At 30.8% G+C, this 17,153-nt stretch carries 20 protein-coding genes; 6 read left to right on the forward strand and 14 right to left on the reverse strand.

Translation table 11 applies throughout. The annotated features are described in order from the left end of the window. Positions 1-64 precede the first annotated feature (64 nt). The gene (locus tag KPL37_RS07440) at positions 65-2,059 is read left to right on the forward strand and encodes an oxidoreductase (RefSeq protein WP_216147355.1); all 1,995 of its coding nucleotides are present in this window, start codon (positions 65-67) and stop codon (positions 2,057-2,059) included. A 73-nt stretch (positions 2,060-2,132) separates the two neighbouring features. On the opposite strand, the gene KPL37_RS07445 is transcribed toward KPL37_RS07440, so the two are convergent. Beyond that, on the reverse strand, positions 2,133-3,161 hold the full coding sequence (locus KPL37_RS07445; RefSeq protein ID WP_216147358.1) for a 3-deoxy-7-phosphoheptulonate synthase: 1,029 nt from the start codon (positions 3,159-3,161) through the stop codon (positions 2,133-2,135). 301 nt (positions 3,162-3,462) lie between these two features. Continuing rightward, entirely contained in the window at positions 3,463-4,491 is a 1,029-nt protein-coding gene (locus tag KPL37_RS07450) for a 3-deoxy-7-phosphoheptulonate synthase (protein ID WP_216147361.1), read from the reverse strand. A gap of 450 nt (positions 4,492-4,941) precedes the next feature. Here KPL37_RS07450 and KPL37_RS07455 point away from each other — a divergent pair, with 450 nt between their 5' ends. Next, positions 4,942-5,364 carry a flavoprotein gene (locus KPL37_RS07455; RefSeq protein ID WP_246578169.1) on the forward strand — a complete coding sequence of 141 codons (423 nt, stop codon included), beginning with the start codon at positions 4,942-4,944 and terminating at the stop codon, positions 5,362-5,364. Here the strand turns inward: KPL37_RS07455 and KPL37_RS07460 are convergent. The 6 genes from KPL37_RS07460 to KPL37_RS07485 all read right to left on the reverse strand — a co-directional run bounded on the left by KPL37_RS07460 (position 5,336) and on the right by KPL37_RS07485 (position 9,897). Continuing rightward, entirely contained in the window at positions 5,336-5,779 is a 444-nt protein-coding gene (locus KPL37_RS07460) for a hydrogenase maturation protease (protein WP_216147364.1), read from the reverse strand. The genes KPL37_RS07455 and KPL37_RS07460 overlap by 29 nt on opposite strands. A 62-nt stretch (positions 5,780-5,841) precedes the next feature. Further along, positions 5,842-6,513 (reverse strand): hydrogenase nickel incorporation protein HypB, encoded by a 672-nt coding sequence (gene hypB, locus KPL37_RS07465; RefSeq protein ID WP_216147367.1) that lies wholly within the window; start codon positions 6,511-6,513, stop codon positions 5,842-5,844. Positions 6,514-6,549: 36 nt separating this feature from the next. Then, complete coding sequence (locus KPL37_RS07470; protein ID WP_216147370.1) at positions 6,550-7,950, reverse strand: nickel-dependent hydrogenase large subunit; 1,401 nt, start codon at positions 7,948-7,950, stop codon at positions 6,550-6,552. Positions 7,951-8,017: 67 nt separating this feature from the next. Continuing rightward, complete coding sequence (locus KPL37_RS07475) at positions 8,018-8,851, reverse strand: hydrogenase small subunit (RefSeq protein WP_216147373.1); 834 nt, start codon at positions 8,849-8,851, stop codon at positions 8,018-8,020. A gap of 41 nt (positions 8,852-8,892) precedes the next feature. Next, positions 8,893-9,552: a hydrogenase nickel incorporation protein HypB gene (gene hypB / locus KPL37_RS07480; RefSeq protein WP_216147376.1), complete on the reverse strand. Its 660-nt coding sequence runs from the start codon at positions 9,550-9,552 to the stop codon at positions 8,893-8,895. A 3-nt stretch (positions 9,553-9,555) separates the two neighbouring features. Then, complete coding sequence (locus tag KPL37_RS07485; RefSeq protein ID WP_216147379.1) at positions 9,556-9,897, reverse strand: hydrogenase maturation nickel metallochaperone HypA/HybF; 342 nt, start codon at positions 9,895-9,897, stop codon at positions 9,556-9,558. A gap of 187 nt (positions 9,898-10,084) precedes the next feature. Between KPL37_RS07485 and KPL37_RS07490 the strand changes: the two genes are divergently transcribed. From KPL37_RS07490 to KPL37_RS07500, 3 genes are all read left to right on the forward strand, one after another. Beyond that, positions 10,085-10,477 carry a cytochrome b5 domain-containing protein gene (locus KPL37_RS07490; protein WP_216147382.1) on the forward strand — a complete coding sequence of 131 codons (393 nt, stop codon included), beginning with the start codon at positions 10,085-10,087 and terminating at the stop codon, positions 10,475-10,477. Between the two features lie 127 nt (positions 10,478-10,604). After that, on the forward strand, positions 10,605-10,769 hold the full coding sequence (locus KPL37_RS07495; RefSeq protein ID WP_216147385.1) for a hypothetical protein: 165 nt from the start codon (positions 10,605-10,607) through the stop codon (positions 10,767-10,769). A gap of 18 nt (positions 10,770-10,787) precedes the next feature. After that, positions 10,788-10,991: a cold-shock protein gene (locus KPL37_RS07500; RefSeq protein WP_216147388.1), complete on the forward strand. Its 204-nt coding sequence runs from the start codon at positions 10,788-10,790 to the stop codon at positions 10,989-10,991. Between the two features lie 92 nt (positions 10,992-11,083). Here KPL37_RS07500 and KPL37_RS07505 read toward each other — a convergent pair whose 3' ends face one another. The 4 genes from KPL37_RS07505 to KPL37_RS07520 all read right to left on the reverse strand — a co-directional run bounded on the left by KPL37_RS07505 (position 11,084) and on the right by KPL37_RS07520 (position 14,109). Next, positions 11,084-11,290: a hypothetical protein gene (locus KPL37_RS07505; protein WP_216147391.1), complete on the reverse strand. Its 207-nt coding sequence runs from the start codon at positions 11,288-11,290 to the stop codon at positions 11,084-11,086. A 195-nt stretch (positions 11,291-11,485) separates the two neighbouring features. Continuing rightward, a complete protein-coding gene (locus KPL37_RS07510) occupies positions 11,486-12,337 on the reverse strand; it encodes a response regulator (RefSeq protein ID WP_216147394.1) in 852 nt (283 codons plus the stop codon). Positions 12,338-12,370: 33 nt separating this feature from the next. Continuing rightward, positions 12,371-12,826, reverse strand: coding sequence for a GNAT family N-acetyltransferase (locus tag KPL37_RS07515; RefSeq protein ID WP_216147397.1), 456 nt, complete (start codon positions 12,824-12,826; stop codon positions 12,371-12,373). Positions 12,827-12,984: 158 nt separating this feature from the next. Next, positions 12,985-14,109 (reverse strand): cell wall hydrolase, encoded by a 1,125-nt coding sequence (locus KPL37_RS07520; protein ID WP_246578170.1) that lies wholly within the window; start codon positions 14,107-14,109, stop codon positions 12,985-12,987. 273 nt (positions 14,110-14,382) lie between these two features. Here KPL37_RS07520 and KPL37_RS07525 point away from each other — a divergent pair, with 273 nt between their 5' ends. Then, a complete protein-coding gene (locus tag KPL37_RS07525; RefSeq protein ID WP_216147402.1) occupies positions 14,383-14,763 on the forward strand; it encodes a carbonic anhydrase in 381 nt (126 codons plus the stop codon). Positions 14,764-14,815: 52 nt separating this feature from the next. Here the strand turns inward: KPL37_RS07525 and KPL37_RS07530 are convergent, their stop codons facing one another. After that, a complete protein-coding gene (locus KPL37_RS07530) occupies positions 14,816-15,517 on the reverse strand; it encodes a response regulator (RefSeq protein ID WP_216147405.1) in 702 nt (233 codons plus the stop codon). After that, the gene (locus tag KPL37_RS07535; RefSeq protein ID WP_216147408.1) at positions 15,486-17,117 is read right to left on the reverse strand and encodes an ATP-binding protein; all 1,632 of its coding nucleotides are present in this window, start codon (positions 17,115-17,117) and stop codon (positions 15,486-15,488) included. The genes KPL37_RS07530 and KPL37_RS07535 overlap by 32 nt, the downstream gene beginning before the upstream one ends. Between the last annotated feature and the right edge of the window lie 36 nt (positions 17,118-17,153).

The following is a 17,153-nucleotide window of genomic DNA, read 5'->3' on the forward strand; positions in this document are numbered from 1 at the left end:
GTCTTACTATAGATGATTTATAAAAACTCAAGTGCTATTTTGCATTTAATTTAGGAGGGTGTATATGAACAAGTATAAAAAATTGTTTGAACCAATTAAAATTGGAAAGTGTGAAATAAAAAATCGTTTTGCATTAGCACCAATGGGACCACTTGGACTAGCTGATAGTGAGGGTGGCTTTAATCAAAGAGGAATTGATTATTATACCGAGAGAGCAAAAGGCGGTACAGGGTTAATTATTACTGGAGTTACTTTTGTAGATAATGAAGTTGAAGAACATGGTATGCCAAATTGTCCATGCTCTACATACAATCCAGTTCAATTTGTTAGAACAGGTAAAGAACTGACTGAAAGAATACATGCCTATAACGCAAAGGTGTTTCTTCAAATGTCAGGTGGATTTGGTAGAGTTACTATTCCTACTAACCTTGGAGATTTTCCACCAATTGCACCATCACCAATTCAGCACAGATGGCTTGATAAAACTTGCCGTGAAATTACAATAGATGAAATTAAGTCTATAGTTAAAAAATTTGGAGATGGAGCTTATAATGCAAAAAGAGCTGGTTTTGACGGAGTAGAAATTCATGCTGTTCACGAAGGATATCTTATAGACCAATTTGCTATGTCATTATTTAACCATAGAACTGACGAATACGGTGGAAGCTTAGATAATAGGCTTCGTTTTGCTCGTGAAATAGTTGAAGAAATCAAGGATAGATGTGGACAAGATTTCCCAGTAGTTCTTAGATATTCACCAAAGAGCTTTATTAAAGGTCTCAGAGACGGAGCACTTCCAGGGGAAGTATTTGCTGAAAAAGGTAGAGACCTTGAAGAAGGAATTAATGCTGCTAAACTACTTGTATCCTATGGATATGATTCATTAGACACAGACGTTGGATCTTACGATTCATGGTGGTGGAGTCATCCCCCAATGTATCAAGCAAAGGGATTATATAGGCCATATGCTAAATTAATGAAAGAAACTGTAGATGTACCTATTCTGTGTGCAGGAAGAATGGATAATCCAGATATGGCACTAGATGCTATTGAAGACGGAACATGTGATATTATAAGTCTTGGAAGACCGCTTCTTGCAGATGCTGATTATGTAAATAAATTAAGAAGCAACAATCTTAAATCAATTAGGCCTTGCATATCATGTCACGAAGGATGTATGGGACGTATTCAACATTATTCAATGCTTAACTGTGCTGTAAATCCTCAGGCATGTAAAGAAAAAGATAATGCACTTACACCAATATTAAAGAAGAAAAAAGTTTTAATAGTTGGAGGTGGAGTAGCAGGATGTGAAGCAGCAAGAGTTTTAACTCTTAGAGGGCACGAAGCCGTTATTTTTGAAAAGACTAATAGATTGGGTGGAAATCTTATACCAGGTGGAGTTCCAGACTTTAAAGAAGACGATATCGCTTTAGCTAATTGGTTTGAACATACATTAAAAGAATTAAATGTTCAGGTTAATTTAAATACCGAGGTTACAAAAGATCAAATCTTAAAAGCTGATTTTGATAGTGTAATAATTGCTACAGGCTCTACTCCAAAAGTATTTCCACTTGGAGATGACGCAAAAGTATTTACAGCCGCAGATGTTTTACTTGGAAAGAAAGACTGCAAAGATGCAACAGTTATAGTCGGCGGAGGATTGGTTGGATGTGAACTTGCACTTCACCTTGCTAAAAAAGGCAAAGATGTAACTATAGTAGAGGCATTAAACAAAATACTTGCATTAAATGGGCCTTTATGTTCTGCAAATAGTGAAATGCTTGAGAAGTTAATTCCATTCAATAATATTGCTGTAAAAACAAATTCAAAGGTTAAAGCATATAAAGATGGATTACTTGAAATGGAAACAGAAAATGGAATAGAGAAGATTAAATGTGATTCAGTAATACTTTCAGTCGGGTATAAAGAAGAAAATTCTTTATATAAAGAATTAGAATTTGAAGTTCCTGAAATTTATCTTTTAGGAGATGCACGTAAAGTTTCAAATATCATGTATGGTATTTGGGATGCTTATGAAGTCGCAAATCATATATAATTAAATATTTTTAAATCTATACAAAAGTAAAAACTCTGAGGACTTTAACTCAGAGTTTTTATTATAAAAAATTCTATAAATTTTCAGCAATATTATAAATCAATTTTTCAGTTTCATCCCATCCTAAACATGCATCTGTTATGGATTTACCATAAGTGCCTCCTCCTACATCCTGTTTACCTTCTACAATGTAACTTTCAATCATAAATCCTTTTATCATTTTTTTAAGTAGAGAGTCATCTTTCCTACTCATTAACACTTCTCTAGCTATTCTTGGTTGTTCTTTATAAAGCTTCATTGAATTTGCATGATTAGTATCTACAATAATAGAAGGATTTGCAAATTTCTGTTTTTCATATTCTTTAGCAATATTAATCAAATCTTCATAATGATAATTTGGAATATTTTTACCATAAGCATCCACAGCCCCTCTTAAAACAGCATGTGCAAGTGGGTTTCCTGATGTTTCAACCTGCCATCCGCTATATATAAACGTATGAGCCCCCTGCGCTGCCTTAATTGAATTTAACATTACAGTTAGATCTCCACCAGTTGGATTCTTCATACCTACTGGCATATCAATACCACTTACCGTAAATCTGTGTTGCTGATTTTCTACAGAGCGAGCTCCAACTGCATGATAACCTAATAAATCTGAAAGATATGTATAATTTTCTGGATATAACATTTCGTCTGCTGCAGGCATATGATATTCACTTAATGCTTTTATATGAAGCTTTCTAATAGCTCTCAATCCTGCATCCATATCAGGTTCTTTACTTGGGTCTGGCTGAGAAGCCATGCCTTTATATCCTTCACCTGTAGTTCGCGGTTTGTTTGTATAAATTCTAGGTATAATAATGATAGAATCTTTTACTTTTTCCTGAACCTTTGCAAGCTTTCCTATGTATTCGCACACCGAGTCTTCGTTATCTGCTGAACATGGTCCAACTATAAGAATAAACTTATCAGATTCATTCTCAAAAACTTTTCTTATTTCAGCATCTCTCTTTTTTTTAATTTCTTTAATTTTATTTGACAGAGGCATTTCTTCCATAATTTTCTTTAAAGTAGGCATTCTTTTTATATATTTAATATTCATATCATTTTTTTCTCACTTTGCTTATTTATTATTTTGTTAAGCTAAAATTCATAGAAGCTTGTTTTCTTTTTACTAATCAAAAGATGTCTTCTACTAGCTTCTAACAAATTGTGACTCAAATTTATTTTATTAATGAATTATATCACAAATTTAATCGCTGGTTATGGATTTTCTCATAATCTTTTCTTTTTCATTATGACTAGCTATCCAGAGACTATTTATAAATTTGAATATTCTAAATAAAAAAAGCCTGTCCCATAGATTTCTCTACAAAATAGACTTCTAATGTTAGATAAAACTTCTATAAATTTTCAGCAATATTATAAATTAATTTTTCAGTTTCTTCCCATCCTAAACATGCATCTGTTATGGATTTACCATAAGTGCCTCGCCCCACATCTTGTTTACCTTCTACAATATAACTTTTAATCATAAATCCTTTTATCATTTTTTTAAGTAGAGAGTCATCTTTCCTGCTCATTAATACTTCTCTAGCTATTCTTGGTTGTTCTTTATAAAGCTTCATTGAATTTGCATGATTAGTATCTACAATAATAGAAGGATTTGCAAATTTCTGTTTTTCATATTCTTTAGCAATATTAATCAAATCTTCATAATGATAATTTGGAATATTTTTACCATAAGCATCCACAGCCCCTCTTAAAACAGCATGTGCAAGTGGGTTTCCTGATGTTTCAACCTGCCATCCACTATATATAAAAGTATGACCATCTTGCGCTGCTTTAATTGAATTTAGCATTACAGTTAGATCTCCACCAGTTGGATTCTTCATGCCTACTGGCATATCAACACCACTTACTGTAAATCTATGTTGCTGGTTTTCTACTGAGCGAGCCCCAACTGCAATATACCCTAACAAATCTGATAAATATGTATAATTTTCTGGATATAGCATTTCGTCTGCAGCAGGCATATGATATTCACTAAGTGCTTTTATATGAAGTTTTCTAATAGCTCTTAATCCTGCATCCATATCAGGCTCCTTACTTGGATCTGGTTGAGAAGCCATACCTTTATATCCTTCACCAGTAGTTCGAGGTTTGTTTGTATAAATTCTAGGTATAATAATAATAGAATCTTTTACTTTTTCCTGAACCTTTGCAAGCTTCCCTATATATTCGCACACAGAGTCTTCATTATCAGCTGAGCATGGTCCAACTATAAGAAGAAACTTATCAGATTCATTCTCAAAAACTTTCCTTATCTCAGTATCTCTCTTTTTTTTAATCTCTTTAATACTATTGGGAAGAGGCATTTCTTCCATAATTTCCTTTTCCGTAGGCATTTTTTTTGTGTATTTAATATTCATATCACTTTTTCCTCACTTTGCTTATTTATTATTTTGTTAATCTAAAATTACAATAGATTTTTTAAGCCAATTTGTTTTGTTATTGAATTATAACACAAATTCAGTCAATTGGAAGAATATTTTAATTTTTCATTCAATTTCATAAAATTTGATTTTAAATTTTTTAAAATAATTAGTAATTATATTAGTAGCCAAAGCATTTAAATTAATTATAGCTTTGCCCTTTGTTTACTTTGCAACCTTGACAATATTGTCATTATAGTGTTAATATTGACAAAATTAATGAGATAAACAAAATGAAGATAAAATATCTTGTAAATATAAAAAGGATGTGTAAATATGTTAAATGGCAAAAATATTGTAATTTGCGTTACTGGTTGTAGCCCTGCAGTACAATCTTTGAATGTAATTAGTGAACTAAAATAACATCATGCGGACATATATGTTGTTATGACTGAAAATGCCACAAATTTTGTTACACCACTCATGTTGCAACGAAGTGTTGATCATCCCATTCAAATAAACTCCTTTGATCTCCCTAAAACATGGGACAATAGCCATAAATCACTTTCCCAAAAGACAGATTTACTATTGATTGCTCCCGCTTCCGCTAATATTTTAGGAAAAGCTGCTAATGGAATTTCGGATGATTTACTATCAACTAAAATTATGTCCATGCGTGGACCAAAAGTCATTGCCACACATATCAATGACATGATGTATAATAGTCCAAGCGTGCTTCGTAATGTGCAGACATTAAAAAATGATGGTTTTATTTTTGTGGAAAATGGCAATCAGGAACATCCATCTTATTTTCCGTCAATTGATAGAATTGTAAATACAGTTATACAAGTTTTGGGAGATGAAGACTAAAAATAAAACTCATTGCCTTTTGAGATATCTCTTCGACTTTACCTTGTAAAACATTGCTTAACCCAAGATTTATGTCTATTTTAGAAATTTCTATTCCAATAAAATAACCTTTTATATCCATATTATACATGTTTATAAGATCTATTAACCCTAGAGAGTGAATAGACATGCTATAATCTTTAATTTTCTTTATGTCATCCAAACTTTTAAAAGTCAATGTGCCTGGGACATTGCCATAATATGTTGAATCCATAATATAAAATACATCTATCTCATTTAGTAAAGAAAAACAAAATTCTACATCCGTTTCTCCAATAATAGTTTCAATACCGTTATGCTCTAATTTTTTTTTAATTTTCTCCAAAACCAATAATGCTACTCCATCATCCATCATTAACATATTACCTATAGCCATAACTTTCTTACCTATAATTAATCAACCCCTTAACATAAAAAAACCTGTTTATAAACAGGATTTTAATTTTCTTTTAAATTACTTTTTTCTTTTGTTTGTTTCAAAATCCATTCACTTAATTCATCTATTCCCTCATTTCTAGTACAAGAGGTTTGAAAAACTTTTGTCTTATTATTCAATAATTTAATATCTTCATAAAACTCTTCTACCTTAAAATTAGTAAATGTAATTAAATCAATTTTATTTAAAATTATTGCTGTGCTTTTTTCAAACATCATTGGATATTTTAAAGGCTTGTCATTACCTTCTGCAACACTAAAAATACAAATTTTAACATCTTCACCAATGTCAAATTCAGCTGGCGATACTAAGCTCCCTATATTCTCTATAATAATAAGGTCTATCTCTCTTAAATCAAAATTTAATGATGCCTCCCTTACCTTAGATCCTTCTAAATATGAAGTTCTAGCGGTATTAATCTGTACTACTGGAACTCCCGTAGCTTCAATCCGCTGTGCATCTTTAGTAGTATATAAGTCTCCTTCTATTACCGCAATATTTAAGTTTTGTTTAAGCTTTGGAATTAATTTCTCAAGTATAGTTGTTTTGCCAGATCCAGGAGATCCCATCATATTTATAACAAATATCCCCTCTTCATCGAATAGATTTTTATTTTCCTCATGGATTTCTTCATTTGTATTTAACATATTAACGCTAATCTTTATTTCACTCATTTTACTTTTCTCCCTACCTATTTTATTTCAAATAGATCAAATAATATTTATATAATAAGGCTCACCATATTCCGTAGTAACGTGCGTAGCACAAGATATACAAGGATCAAAGGAACGCACGATACGTCCTATCTCAACTGGATTTTTAAGATTATCGATTTCGGTACCAATAAGAGCGCTCTCAAGAACTCCATGTTGACCCAGTTCGTCTATCGGCGAAAGGTTCCAAGCGGTTGGAGTAACTATATCACAATTCTTTATAACCCCTTTTTCTATTGTAAGAAAGTGTCCTAGAGCCCCCCTAACAGCATCACAGAGTCCTACCCCCTGTGCACTCTCTGGAACAACATATTTTTGCTGCACTGCCGGTATCGGGTCTATAGACTCAAGTATTATAAACATTTTCTCACAAATTTTTTTACCCTCTAGTACTCGAGCCATAAGCCTATCCATAGTAGATATACTATTTTTATATGACCCTGATAAAATCATACGAGCAAGTGGCCCAACCTGTACAACTTTACCTTCATACCTAGGTGCTTTAATAAATGTATATGCTCCCGGCTTTTTAATATCTGTTTCAGATGGATAATTTGCTGGAACCTCAGTAGGTTTAGATCCCTTATACCAAGAAAATGCTGAACTCTCTGTTATTGCTTTTGGGTTTAAAGTAGTTACCTCACCATCAATATAACTTGAAGGCAAAACGTACTGCATTTCATTACTTGGCAAATCATGAAATAATCCATATGTTAGAAGATTTTTTGTACCACTACCAATTTTAAAATACTCTGGATAATAATGAGCTATAATATTTATATCCTCGACCATATTTTTGCACATAAATTCACTTACAGAGTGTAGTATAGATTTTAATCTCATAATTTTAGAAGCATCCATATTTGCAGTGGTGCCCCCCACGAATACACCGTGGTTATGTGGCACCTTCCCACCTATCAGAGCTACAATTTCATGGGCAAGGCGACTACATTCTAGCGCCTTCACATAATCCTTATTAATTTTTTCTGTATAATTCTTAGGAATTCTAAAATCATAACCCGAATTTCCTGGAGTAAGTGTTATATCTACATAATCTGGAAATGCAAAAATACAAATTTGCCTTATGATATTTTGAAGATACTCAGCCCCATGTGCAAAATCTCTGATTTTTACACCATTCTCATTGGGCTTTACTTTTAGTGCATCCTCTAGCGCAAGACTTGCTACGAGTCCATGCGATGTAGAACATATACCACATATTCTTTCCGTAAAATATACTAAATCTAATGGTTGACGTCCTATTAACATCTTTTCAAAACCTCTAAACTGAATTCCACCACTTTTAGCTTCTACTATTTTATTTTTTTTAATTTCTACTTCTATACTTAAAGGCCCCATTATTCTAGTTATAGGATCTATAGTTATTTTGGTAGTCATCACGATCACCTCACTCTAAAATATATTTAAACTATCAATATTTATCTAGCTATGCTTAAATCATCTATCAGTACTTAACAAATGGCTCTGTACCATCAGGGAAAAATTCACTAGCACAACCTATACAAGGCGTATTAGCCTCTACTGGCCAATTGATTCTTGAATTCCATAACCCAAGTGGACAATAAGCTTTTGTAATAGGACCCTTGCATCCAACCTTTATCATGCACTCTTTATCTCCTAGCTTCTCTGCAAATACTTTATTATCAAAATATGAGCGTCTTGGGCAATTAGTATGATTTGTTTCTTTAAAAAACATCATTGGACGCCCTTTTTCATCTACTTCAACCTTTTTGTTAAGAATAATGCTTGCTATAGTTCCCATCACCCACAGTGGGTTCGCAGGACATCCTGGAATATTTATTACTTCTCGCCCAAGAAACCCACCTAGACTTGTGCATCCTGTTGGATTAGGTCTAGCTGCTGATATTCCTCCAAATGAAGCACAAGTTCCAATAGCTATTATTGCTTTTGCTTTTTTTGCTGCTAAATTAACAGCTTCCGCTGTAGATACTCGTATGCCTTTATAGGTTGCAAATATATTATAGAACCCTTCCTCCATATTAGTTAGAGCACCTTCTACACCCAATATAAAATTAGTATCTAAAACCGCTAAAAACTCTTCATATGCAACTTCACCTTCTGCTTGCATAAGGCTAGGGCTAAATTTCAAATTAACCATTTCCTTTAAAAAATAAGGAACATCTGGTTGATCCGCATTAAGAAAAGAAATTATATTTCCCGTACAACCATTAGCCTCCATCCATACAAAATTAATCTTTTTAGCCTCTCCATTATGGATTTCATCTATGGCCCTCTTTATAAGTTTTCTTTCATGCAAAACATTCCCTCCTAATTCATTTTTTATATTTTTTATATCTTTTATATTTTTTTACTCTCAATTTTTCTCATTAACCATGAACATACTTCATCTATACCCTGATTTTTAACACAAGATGTTTCAAATATATCTGCATTAGCATTTAGAGATTTTATATCTTCGTAAAACTCTTTTTTATCAAAATCAGTAAATTCTATTAAGTCTAATTTATTTAAAATAATAGCACAACTTTTTTCAAACATTAGTGGATACTTCAAAGGTTTGTCATTCCCTTCTGCAGTGCTCAAAATACAAATTTTTATATCTTCACCAATTTCAAATTCAGCGGGGCAAACTAAATTACCCACATTTTCTATTACAAGCAAATCAAGTTTATCAAGAATTAATGAATTTAATGCATTTTTTATCATTGACCCATCAAGGTGGCAAGCTCCGCCAGTATTAATTTGGACCACCGGAACACCCTGTGCTTCTATTCTCTGTGCATCTTTGGTAGTATAAATATCTCCCTCAATTACAGCAATATTTATATTGTTTTTGAGCCTTGTTATTATTCTTTCAAGTAGCGAAGTCTTACCTGACCCAGGTGAACTCATAAGGTTTATTACATAGATACCCTTATCATCCATCATTTTTTTGTTTTTAGCTGTTATCTCATTATTTGTTTGAAGAATATTTGTAACTATATTTATTTTACTCATATTTTAATCTCCTTCTATTGTATTTACGTAAAGCTCATATCCATGAATAATACTAGAACAAAATTTATTACAGCAGGGACAAAGTTTATTAAAATGATCAATGAGGAATTTTTGTTTACAATCAAAACATTCCGCTACTGCACTAACTTTCTGTATTTCTAAAGTTGAGCCTTCAAGCATTGTATCAATAATACATATGTTGAATGCAAAATTTAAGCATTCTGCCGTGACGCCGGCTAAGTCACCTATTTTTAATGATACCTTGGTAACTTTAATTAATTTATTCTCATTTGCTTTTTCTGTAACTATTTTTATAACATTTTCAATTATTGAAACCTCATGCATATTTATCTCCTAATTAGTTGTATTTCTTCTTAATATAATATATATGTAAATTAATTAGTAAAATGTTTAAATTTACATATTGATAGATATCACTTTAAATAAAATAATGAATAAACTAATTAGGAAAGTAAATTTTCAAAGTTTTACTATAAAACATATTTTAAAGACTACAAATAGGAGGTTCAAAATGCTAATTTATTATCCCGACTACTATTTAGTCCCTGTAAAAGCTGTAATGTCTTTAGATGATGAATATAAGTACACTATAAAAAGAAATATAATTTATAGGTCGTGCACAAATGTTAATAAAGATATTATCAAAGAAAATTTTGAAGTGATTTATAAAAGGCAACAAAAATTCACATTAGAGGAATTATCAAAATATAATGGCATTGGTGGTAATGCTGCCTATATATCTGTAAATGGAATAGTGTATGACGTAAGTTCAGTTCAGTCTTGGACTGGTGGCACTCATTTTGGTTTATCTGCGGGAAGTGACGCAACAAAGGATTTTAACACCTGTCATGCTGCTTCAAAAATACTCGATAAATTACCTAAGGTAGGGGTAATCATAGGGTAATTTTAAAGAAGCATCATTTTGTTTTTTTTGATTTAGTACCAATTTTAATAATTTTTTTTGAGCATATATTTTTATAGTATTAGGGAAATATTAATATTATATAACAACATAATAAGGAGGCGTATTTATGGACAACAATAAAAGTCACTTGAAATCCGATAAGAAAAGCAATGCTGAACTAAGAAAGATGTATCCACATGATGGAAGTGATATTGGAATTGAAAATGGTGAGAAAATAGATGCAAATAATTCCAGATTTACTAAACGTTCTAAATTATCACATAATAAATAACAAGGGGGATAAAATTTTATGATAACAGGTATTGTAAAATGGTATGATGTTAGCAGAGGATATGGATTTATATCAGCTCAAGATGGTGAAGATGTATTTGTTCACCATTTATCAATAAAAGAAGAAGGACCAAAGAAAGATTTACATGAGGGTGAGGAAGTTCAATTTGATGTAGTAGATGGGCCAAAAGGCCCTCAGGCATCTAACGTTCAAAAATTTTAATAAAATGATATTTATGGTTCTATAAATATTTTTGATATAAAAGTAGGTACAGAATTAATTTTTCTGTACCTACTTTTGTGAAATATTCAAATTTAATAAGCTCTTTGATCACCATTTAACATATTTTCAATTTCTACTGCTATTTCGCGACCTTTCTTATAGGAATTAAGTGTCTCTTTTGGTACTGAATCTTTAAATCTATCCTCACCAGAAAGAAAATCAACTATCCCTTTCTTCGCACTTGGAACATCTCCAACATGGTCTATTCCATTAATCTCTTTTATTTTTGAACAATCCATAAATATCCCTCCCTTTATATATTCTCGATATTAAATAATTACCTATACTAAAAAATCTTAATACTATAGTTATACTTCCCAATTTAAAATTATTAATGTACGTTCATTCCCTTTAAAAATAATAACCTAAGTTAATTTTCTATATCTATTTTTTCATTAAAAATAAGTTCATATAATTTATTGTTAACTTTTAACTTAACTAACGAATAACCTTGACTTACTATTGTTTTTAGTAGCTTTTATTGCCTCTTTAGTTTTTTCTAACAATAGTAAAAATATATCTTCATCTTCCTTAATATCCTGTGGATATGTTAATAATACATTTGATAAATAGTATTCTTTTAATTTAGGTTCTTTCAATTTTAAATTATTAAAACAATCGTCCACTTTACCACTTATTTTGTCTTTGTTTTCTCCACTAGCAAAAGGAAAAACTCCTATAAAATTTTGTGAGGCATAGGGAATAAAAACATCTGTATCCCAAAAAATATTTTTTAAATTTTCATAAATATATCCTGAGATATTATTATATTCATTATCAATTTCATTGGAAAAATCTTTTACTTGTTTATAAAAAGTTGTCATCATAATAGTAACATTATACTTTCCCTTAGTAGCTTTTTTTAATTCTAATTGTATAAAAAAAGGTAAATTAAAAATCACTTTTTTCTCTATTAGATTTTGAGATAAATTTAATAGTTTTAGAACCTTATTATTTAATATAGCATCCTCAAATGGTATCAACATATAATCTGATATTCCCTCTGATATTCCTTTAATAAAATTATCTCTATGATTATTTGCAGTTATAATCATTATAGGAACTGCTTTGTTTTTTTCTCTTACTCTTTTAATAAGTTTAAATCCATCTTCATTCTTTAAATCTATATCCATTATAATAAGATCTGCACTATATCTGTTTTGTGCCAAAGCAATAAAAAACTCAGTAGAATTGGATGCTTCATCCACAGTAAATTGTTTATTATTTAAAATCAATTTTATTGATTTAATGCTTTCTAATATTATAATTTTCAAAGTTTCACTCATCTTAAATCATCTCCCATTTTATTGAATGTTGTATTATTTTTTATATAACATATCTATATGTGGAATGTTATCTTCTAAATACTCATTTGAAGTTTCTTTAAACCCAAGGCTTACATAAAAATCAACCAAGTATGCTTGTGCTTGAATCTTAATCACAGCCTCACTTAAACTTTGTTCTATAAACTCTATTGCTTTTAGCATCATTGCTCTTGCTATACCTTTAAAACGATAATTTTTATTTACAAGCACTCTCCCAATAGATACCTCATCGAATGAGATGCCTTTTTCTAAAATTCTTAAATAAGAAATAATTTCACCCTCCTCCTGCAAATATAGGTGATACGATTTTTTATCTTTATCATCACAGTCCTGATAAGCACACTGCTGTTCTACAATAAACACTTCATTTCTAATTTTTAAAATATTATATATTTCTTCGGATTTCACCTCTTCAAACTTTTTTAATTGCCAATTTAACGTTTTTTCCATAATGCACCATCCTATTAGCTGAATTATACTACATATGTTTGAGTATGTTTAGCATGTTCTAGATAAATTATTATAAGGGGAATTCACAAGCGAACCCCCCTTATATACAATAGCTCTCCATTTAAGAAGCTACTAAAAGTATTTTATATTCAGTTTTACTATATGCCGAAAAATGTTAAATCGTCTATTTTTATAGAACCTGATTGTGATGAACTCACAGGAGCACTACCACTATAAAAGAACATTGCATTATTAGTCGGATCAGTTCCGCTAACTGCTTCAATCGCAGCCTTCATAGTCCCCGCCTGTGCAGCTCTAGTAATGTTACCATTCAGTACCGGTGTAAATTGATATACTCCATTTGCCTTCTCATTAATAACAGCACTTATAGAGTTTGGAAAACTACCACTTCTAACCCTATTTATAACTACTGCACCAACAGCAACCTGAGCATTATAAGATTCTCCTCCAGCTTCTGCAGTTATTAATCTAGCTAGCAAGTTCAATTCGCTTGCTGTGTATTTAATTGCTGCATTTTTTATTCTTATAGATCCGGCTTGAGCTATAGTAGAACTTGTTGTTTCAGAAGTTTTAACAACTTGTTTTGCCTCTGCAGCTTCTTTTGCTGCAATGGCTTTTCTTACTTCAATAGCCTCATCTATTACCAACTGTGCACCATACTTGTTTTCTAGAGCATCTAGTTTTAATGCCAATAATTTTTGGTTTGATTTTTGTTTTGTTAAAATCTCTAAATTCTCTTTATTATCAGCTCTTAAAGATAGCAACTTTGTATTCCCAGTATCTAGCACTGCCTTTTTCAACTTAATTGCTGCCTCTTTTGTTTTCAACTCATTAACAATATTTTGATCAAAGGTTACTATTGTTTTAATATTTTCTATTCTGGATATAAAATCGCTTATACCATTTGCACCTAACATAACATCTATATAGCTTGATGACCCATTCATATACATTACTCTCATTCTTTTATCAAAAATTATTTGTTCTGCTTTGATATCAATCTCTGCTTTTACAATGTTTGTTTTTGTTTGCTTAATATTTTTTTGTGCTATAACTATATTACTTTCATTACTTTTGATTTTAGACATAATCGTTTTAAGCTGCTTATTCATAATCTCGACTTTATTTTCAAGATCTCTTCTTTGAGTTTGAACCTGCTTAATTTTGACCTTATCTGACGCAGAATCTGCATATGCGCTAGTAAAACTAAAACACATAATTACAACAAGTGCCATTATAGCTGAATTTATTTTTTTCTTCAATGCTCCATTCCCCCTACATAACATTCTATATATACATATATTATGTTTAAAAGTTTTTATCATCTGAACATAATAACACACAGATCTATGTTTAGCAAATATTGGCTATTAAAGTACTTGCTTAACAAGTAATATATAACTATTCGAACAATGTAGGTATGGATGATTTTTTATAAAATTCTTTTTATAATCTAGACGTTTATATAATATGATTAATCACAAATTTTATCATCCCTGCATATTTTATTAGTAAAAAGTAAATGAGGGTGTGGAATGGAAAAAAAATTTGGAACTGCTCTTAACTGTATAGATGGTAGAACTCAAATTCCTATAATAAATTGGTTCAAAGAAAACTTTGATGTAGATTATGTAGATTTAATTACAGAACCTGGAATGGATAAGACATTATCTCAAGGCAATTGGGTTGAAACTGAAAAATTAAGAGAAAAAGTTATAATTTCAATAACAGCTCATAACTCTAATATAGTTGCTGTTATAGGACATTATGATTGTGCCGTAAATCCTGTTTGTGACTGCAAACAGGTTAGAGATATAATAAAATCAACATATATAGTAAAATCATGGGGTCTTCCAATTAGAGTAATAGGGCTATGGGTTGATGAATTTTGGTATGTACATGTTGTCAGCAAATGATTCCCCATTGGTTATAGGCCTACATAAATTCAAAATTTACATTCTCGAATTATTATTCATCAATTAAACGGTACCCTACTCCAACCTCCGTTAATATATACTTTGGCTGCGCTGGATCATTCTCTATTTTTCTTCTTATATTTGCCATGAATACCCTAAGCGAATGTGTATCATTTTCAAAATAATTTCCCCAAATCTCATCAACTATGAACTTATGCGTTAAAACACGTCCTGAATATTTTGACATTAACTCAATTAATTTAAATTCCATTGGTGTTAAATGTATTTCTTTATCTAAAATTGTAACTCTGCGTTTTTCGAAATCTATTTTCAGGTCCTTTACCATAAATACTGATAACACATTACCTTGTGAATTAATATTTTGATTGAAATGTCTAAGCGCAACTCTAATTCTAGCTAAAAATTCTGCCACGCTAAATGGCTTAGTCAAATAATCATCTGCTCCTCTATCTAAGACCTCAACTTTTTCTCTTTCATGTCCACGAGCTGAAACTACTATAATCTTAGCTTTTGTAAATTCCCTAACCTTCTCTATAACATCAAGTCCGTCAATATCTGGCAGCCCTAAGTCTAACACTATTATATCTGGGTTATGTGAAAAAATAAGTGTTATAGCCGTGTTCCCACACTCAGTTTCCATACACTTATATCCCTGTGCCTCTAGAGATATTTTCATAAATTTTTGAATAGGTTTATCGTCCTCAACTATTAAAATCAAAGGCTTTATATTCATCGCCATCACTCCCTATTATAGGTAAACTAAATTTAAAAGTTGCTCCACCAGTCGAATTATTAAATACTTCCATATGCCCATTATGTGCTTCTACAATAGATTTACAAATAGCAAGCCCTAGTCCTATCCCCCTCTTTTTAAGGGAAATACCATTGGTCTTGGTATAAAATCTATCAAATATATATTCTATGTCTTTTTTAGGTATCCCATGACCATTGTCCGATACCTCGAAAAATACATTTTCATCCTTTTGCGAAACCTTTATTTCAATAATAGAATCACTTTGTGTATATTTTATGGCATTATCAATTAAATTAATTAACACTTGTTCTATTAATAATCCATCTACAAATAATATAATCATTTTTTCTGGTAAGTCCGTCTTAATATTATGCTTTCCTGAAAACTTAGTAACTTTAGATATAGATTCAGAAATGATTTCTTCAACAATCTCTACATCTTTCTTGATTTCAAGCCTACCTTCATCGAGTCTCGTCATGCTTAGTATGTTTTCAACCGAATGCACTAGCCAGCTTGTATCTTCATAAATATTTTGTATAAGCTCTTTTTTTGTATTATTATCAAGCACATCATAATTATCACTAATAGTAGAAACAGACCCTAATATTCCTGCTAGTGGAGTTCTTAAATCATGTGATATTGATCTCAGAAGGTTACCCCGAAGTTTTTCTCTTTCCTTCTCTAAATTTATCTGTCTTTTCTTTTCATATAAATCTTCTCTTTCAATAGCTAATGCCATTTGTGTAGAAACAGATTGCAAAAGAATTTTCTCATTTTCTGATAAAGCATTTTTTTCAAAACATGCTATCCCAATTACTCCAAGTATTTTGTTTTGTCCTGTAATTGGATGATAGTATCCAACACTAGCTATTGGAATTTCAGCTTCAATACCTACTGATTTACCTATTTTAAAACATCTTTGCGCTCCCTCTATCTCAATACCTGACTCAAAGATATTTTTATCATATTTATCATTGAATAGATAAATGTTTGATTTTTGTAAAATATTTTTATTGTCTACTATAGCTATCATAATACTTCTGTTAAACATAAAAATTAAATTATTGCCACAAGATTCAACTACTTGTCCTTTATCTTTTCCTATAAGCAATAAATTGTTAATTTTATATAAAATTCGCATTCTGTTTTCACGTACACAAGATATCTTTACTTGTGTTTTAACTCGTGAAGTTAACGTACTTGTAATAATTGCTACTATCAACATAATAACAAAAGTTACTGGATAATCTGATCTATAAACTAAAAAGCTATAATATGGTATAGTAAAGAAATAATTAAATGCTAATACTCCAATTATTGCAGCCAAAATACCATAAACATATCCCTCTGTATTTTTTGCTACAAATAGAACTCCCAAAATAAATACTATTATTACATTTGATTCATGAAATCCAATTTTTTTAAATATCAAAGATAAGATAGTAAATAAAGTCATAATTACTATGGTTTCAAATGCATTAGTAAATATACGTTTTATTTCTTCATAACCATTATATTTATGTTCACTAAAAGTATTGAAAACCTTCTTGTCAAATTCGCCTTTTTTCAAATTTTCCATCCCTCTCCCAATATATTTAATGCCTTTAATTTAAAA

Source organism: Clostridium frigoris (assembly GCF_018861865.1).
Taxonomy (GTDB): Bacteria; Bacillota; Clostridia; order Clostridiales; family Clostridiaceae; genus Clostridium_AD; species Clostridium_AD frigoris.

Bases quoted from the DNA above. Each gene is read 5' to 3' on its own strand.
- KPL37_RS07440 (WP_216147355.1), top strand. From the start codon at position 65: ATGAACAAGTATAAAAAATTGTTTGAACCAATTAAAATTGGAAAGTGT.
- KPL37_RS07445 (WP_216147358.1), bottom strand. From the start codon at position 3,161: ATGAATATTAAATATATAAAAAGAATGCCTACTTTAAAGAAAATTATG.
- KPL37_RS07450 (WP_216147361.1), bottom strand. From the start codon at position 4,491: ATGAATATTAAATACACAAAAAAAATGCCTACGGAAAAGGAAATTATG.
- KPL37_RS07455 (WP_246578169.1), top strand. From the start codon at position 4,942: ATGACTGAAAATGCCACAAATTTTGTTACACCACTCATGTTGCAACGA.
- KPL37_RS07460 (WP_216147364.1), bottom strand. From the start codon at position 5,779: ATGGCTATAGGTAATATGTTAATGATGGATGATGGAGTAGCATTATTG.
- hypB (WP_216147367.1), bottom strand. From the start codon at position 6,513: ATGAGTGAAATAAAGATTAGCGTTAATATGTTAAATACAAATGAAGAA.
- KPL37_RS07470 (WP_216147370.1), bottom strand. From the start codon at position 7,950: ATGACTACCAAAATAACTATAGATCCTATAACTAGAATAATGGGGCCT.
- hypB (WP_216147376.1), bottom strand. From the start codon at position 9,552: ATGAGTAAAATAAATATAGTTACAAATATTCTTCAAACAAATAATGAG.
- KPL37_RS07485 (WP_216147379.1), bottom strand. From the start codon at position 9,897: ATGCATGAGGTTTCAATAATTGAAAATGTTATAAAAATAGTTACAGAA.
- KPL37_RS07490 (WP_216147382.1), top strand. From the start codon at position 10,085: ATGCTAATTTATTATCCCGACTACTATTTAGTCCCTGTAAAAGCTGTA.
- KPL37_RS07495 (WP_216147385.1), top strand. From the start codon at position 10,605: ATGGACAACAATAAAAGTCACTTGAAATCCGATAAGAAAAGCAATGCT.
- KPL37_RS07500 (WP_216147388.1), top strand. From the start codon at position 10,788: ATGATAACAGGTATTGTAAAATGGTATGATGTTAGCAGAGGATATGGA.
- KPL37_RS07505 (WP_216147391.1), bottom strand. From the start codon at position 11,290: ATGGATTGTTCAAAAATAAAAGAGATTAATGGAATAGACCATGTTGGA.
- KPL37_RS07510 (WP_216147394.1), bottom strand. From the start codon at position 12,337: ATGAGTGAAACTTTGAAAATTATAATATTAGAAAGCATTAAATCAATA.
- KPL37_RS07515 (WP_216147397.1), bottom strand. From the start codon at position 12,826: ATGGAAAAAACGTTAAATTGGCAATTAAAAAAGTTTGAAGAGGTGAAA.
- KPL37_RS07525 (WP_216147402.1), top strand. From the start codon at position 14,383: ATGGAAAAAAAATTTGGAACTGCTCTTAACTGTATAGATGGTAGAACT.
- KPL37_RS07530 (WP_216147405.1), bottom strand. From the start codon at position 15,517: ATGAATATAAAGCCTTTGATTTTAATAGTTGAGGACGATAAACCTATT.
- KPL37_RS07535 (WP_216147408.1), bottom strand. From the start codon at position 17,117: ATGGAAAATTTGAAAAAAGGCGAATTTGACAAGAAGGTTTTCAATACT.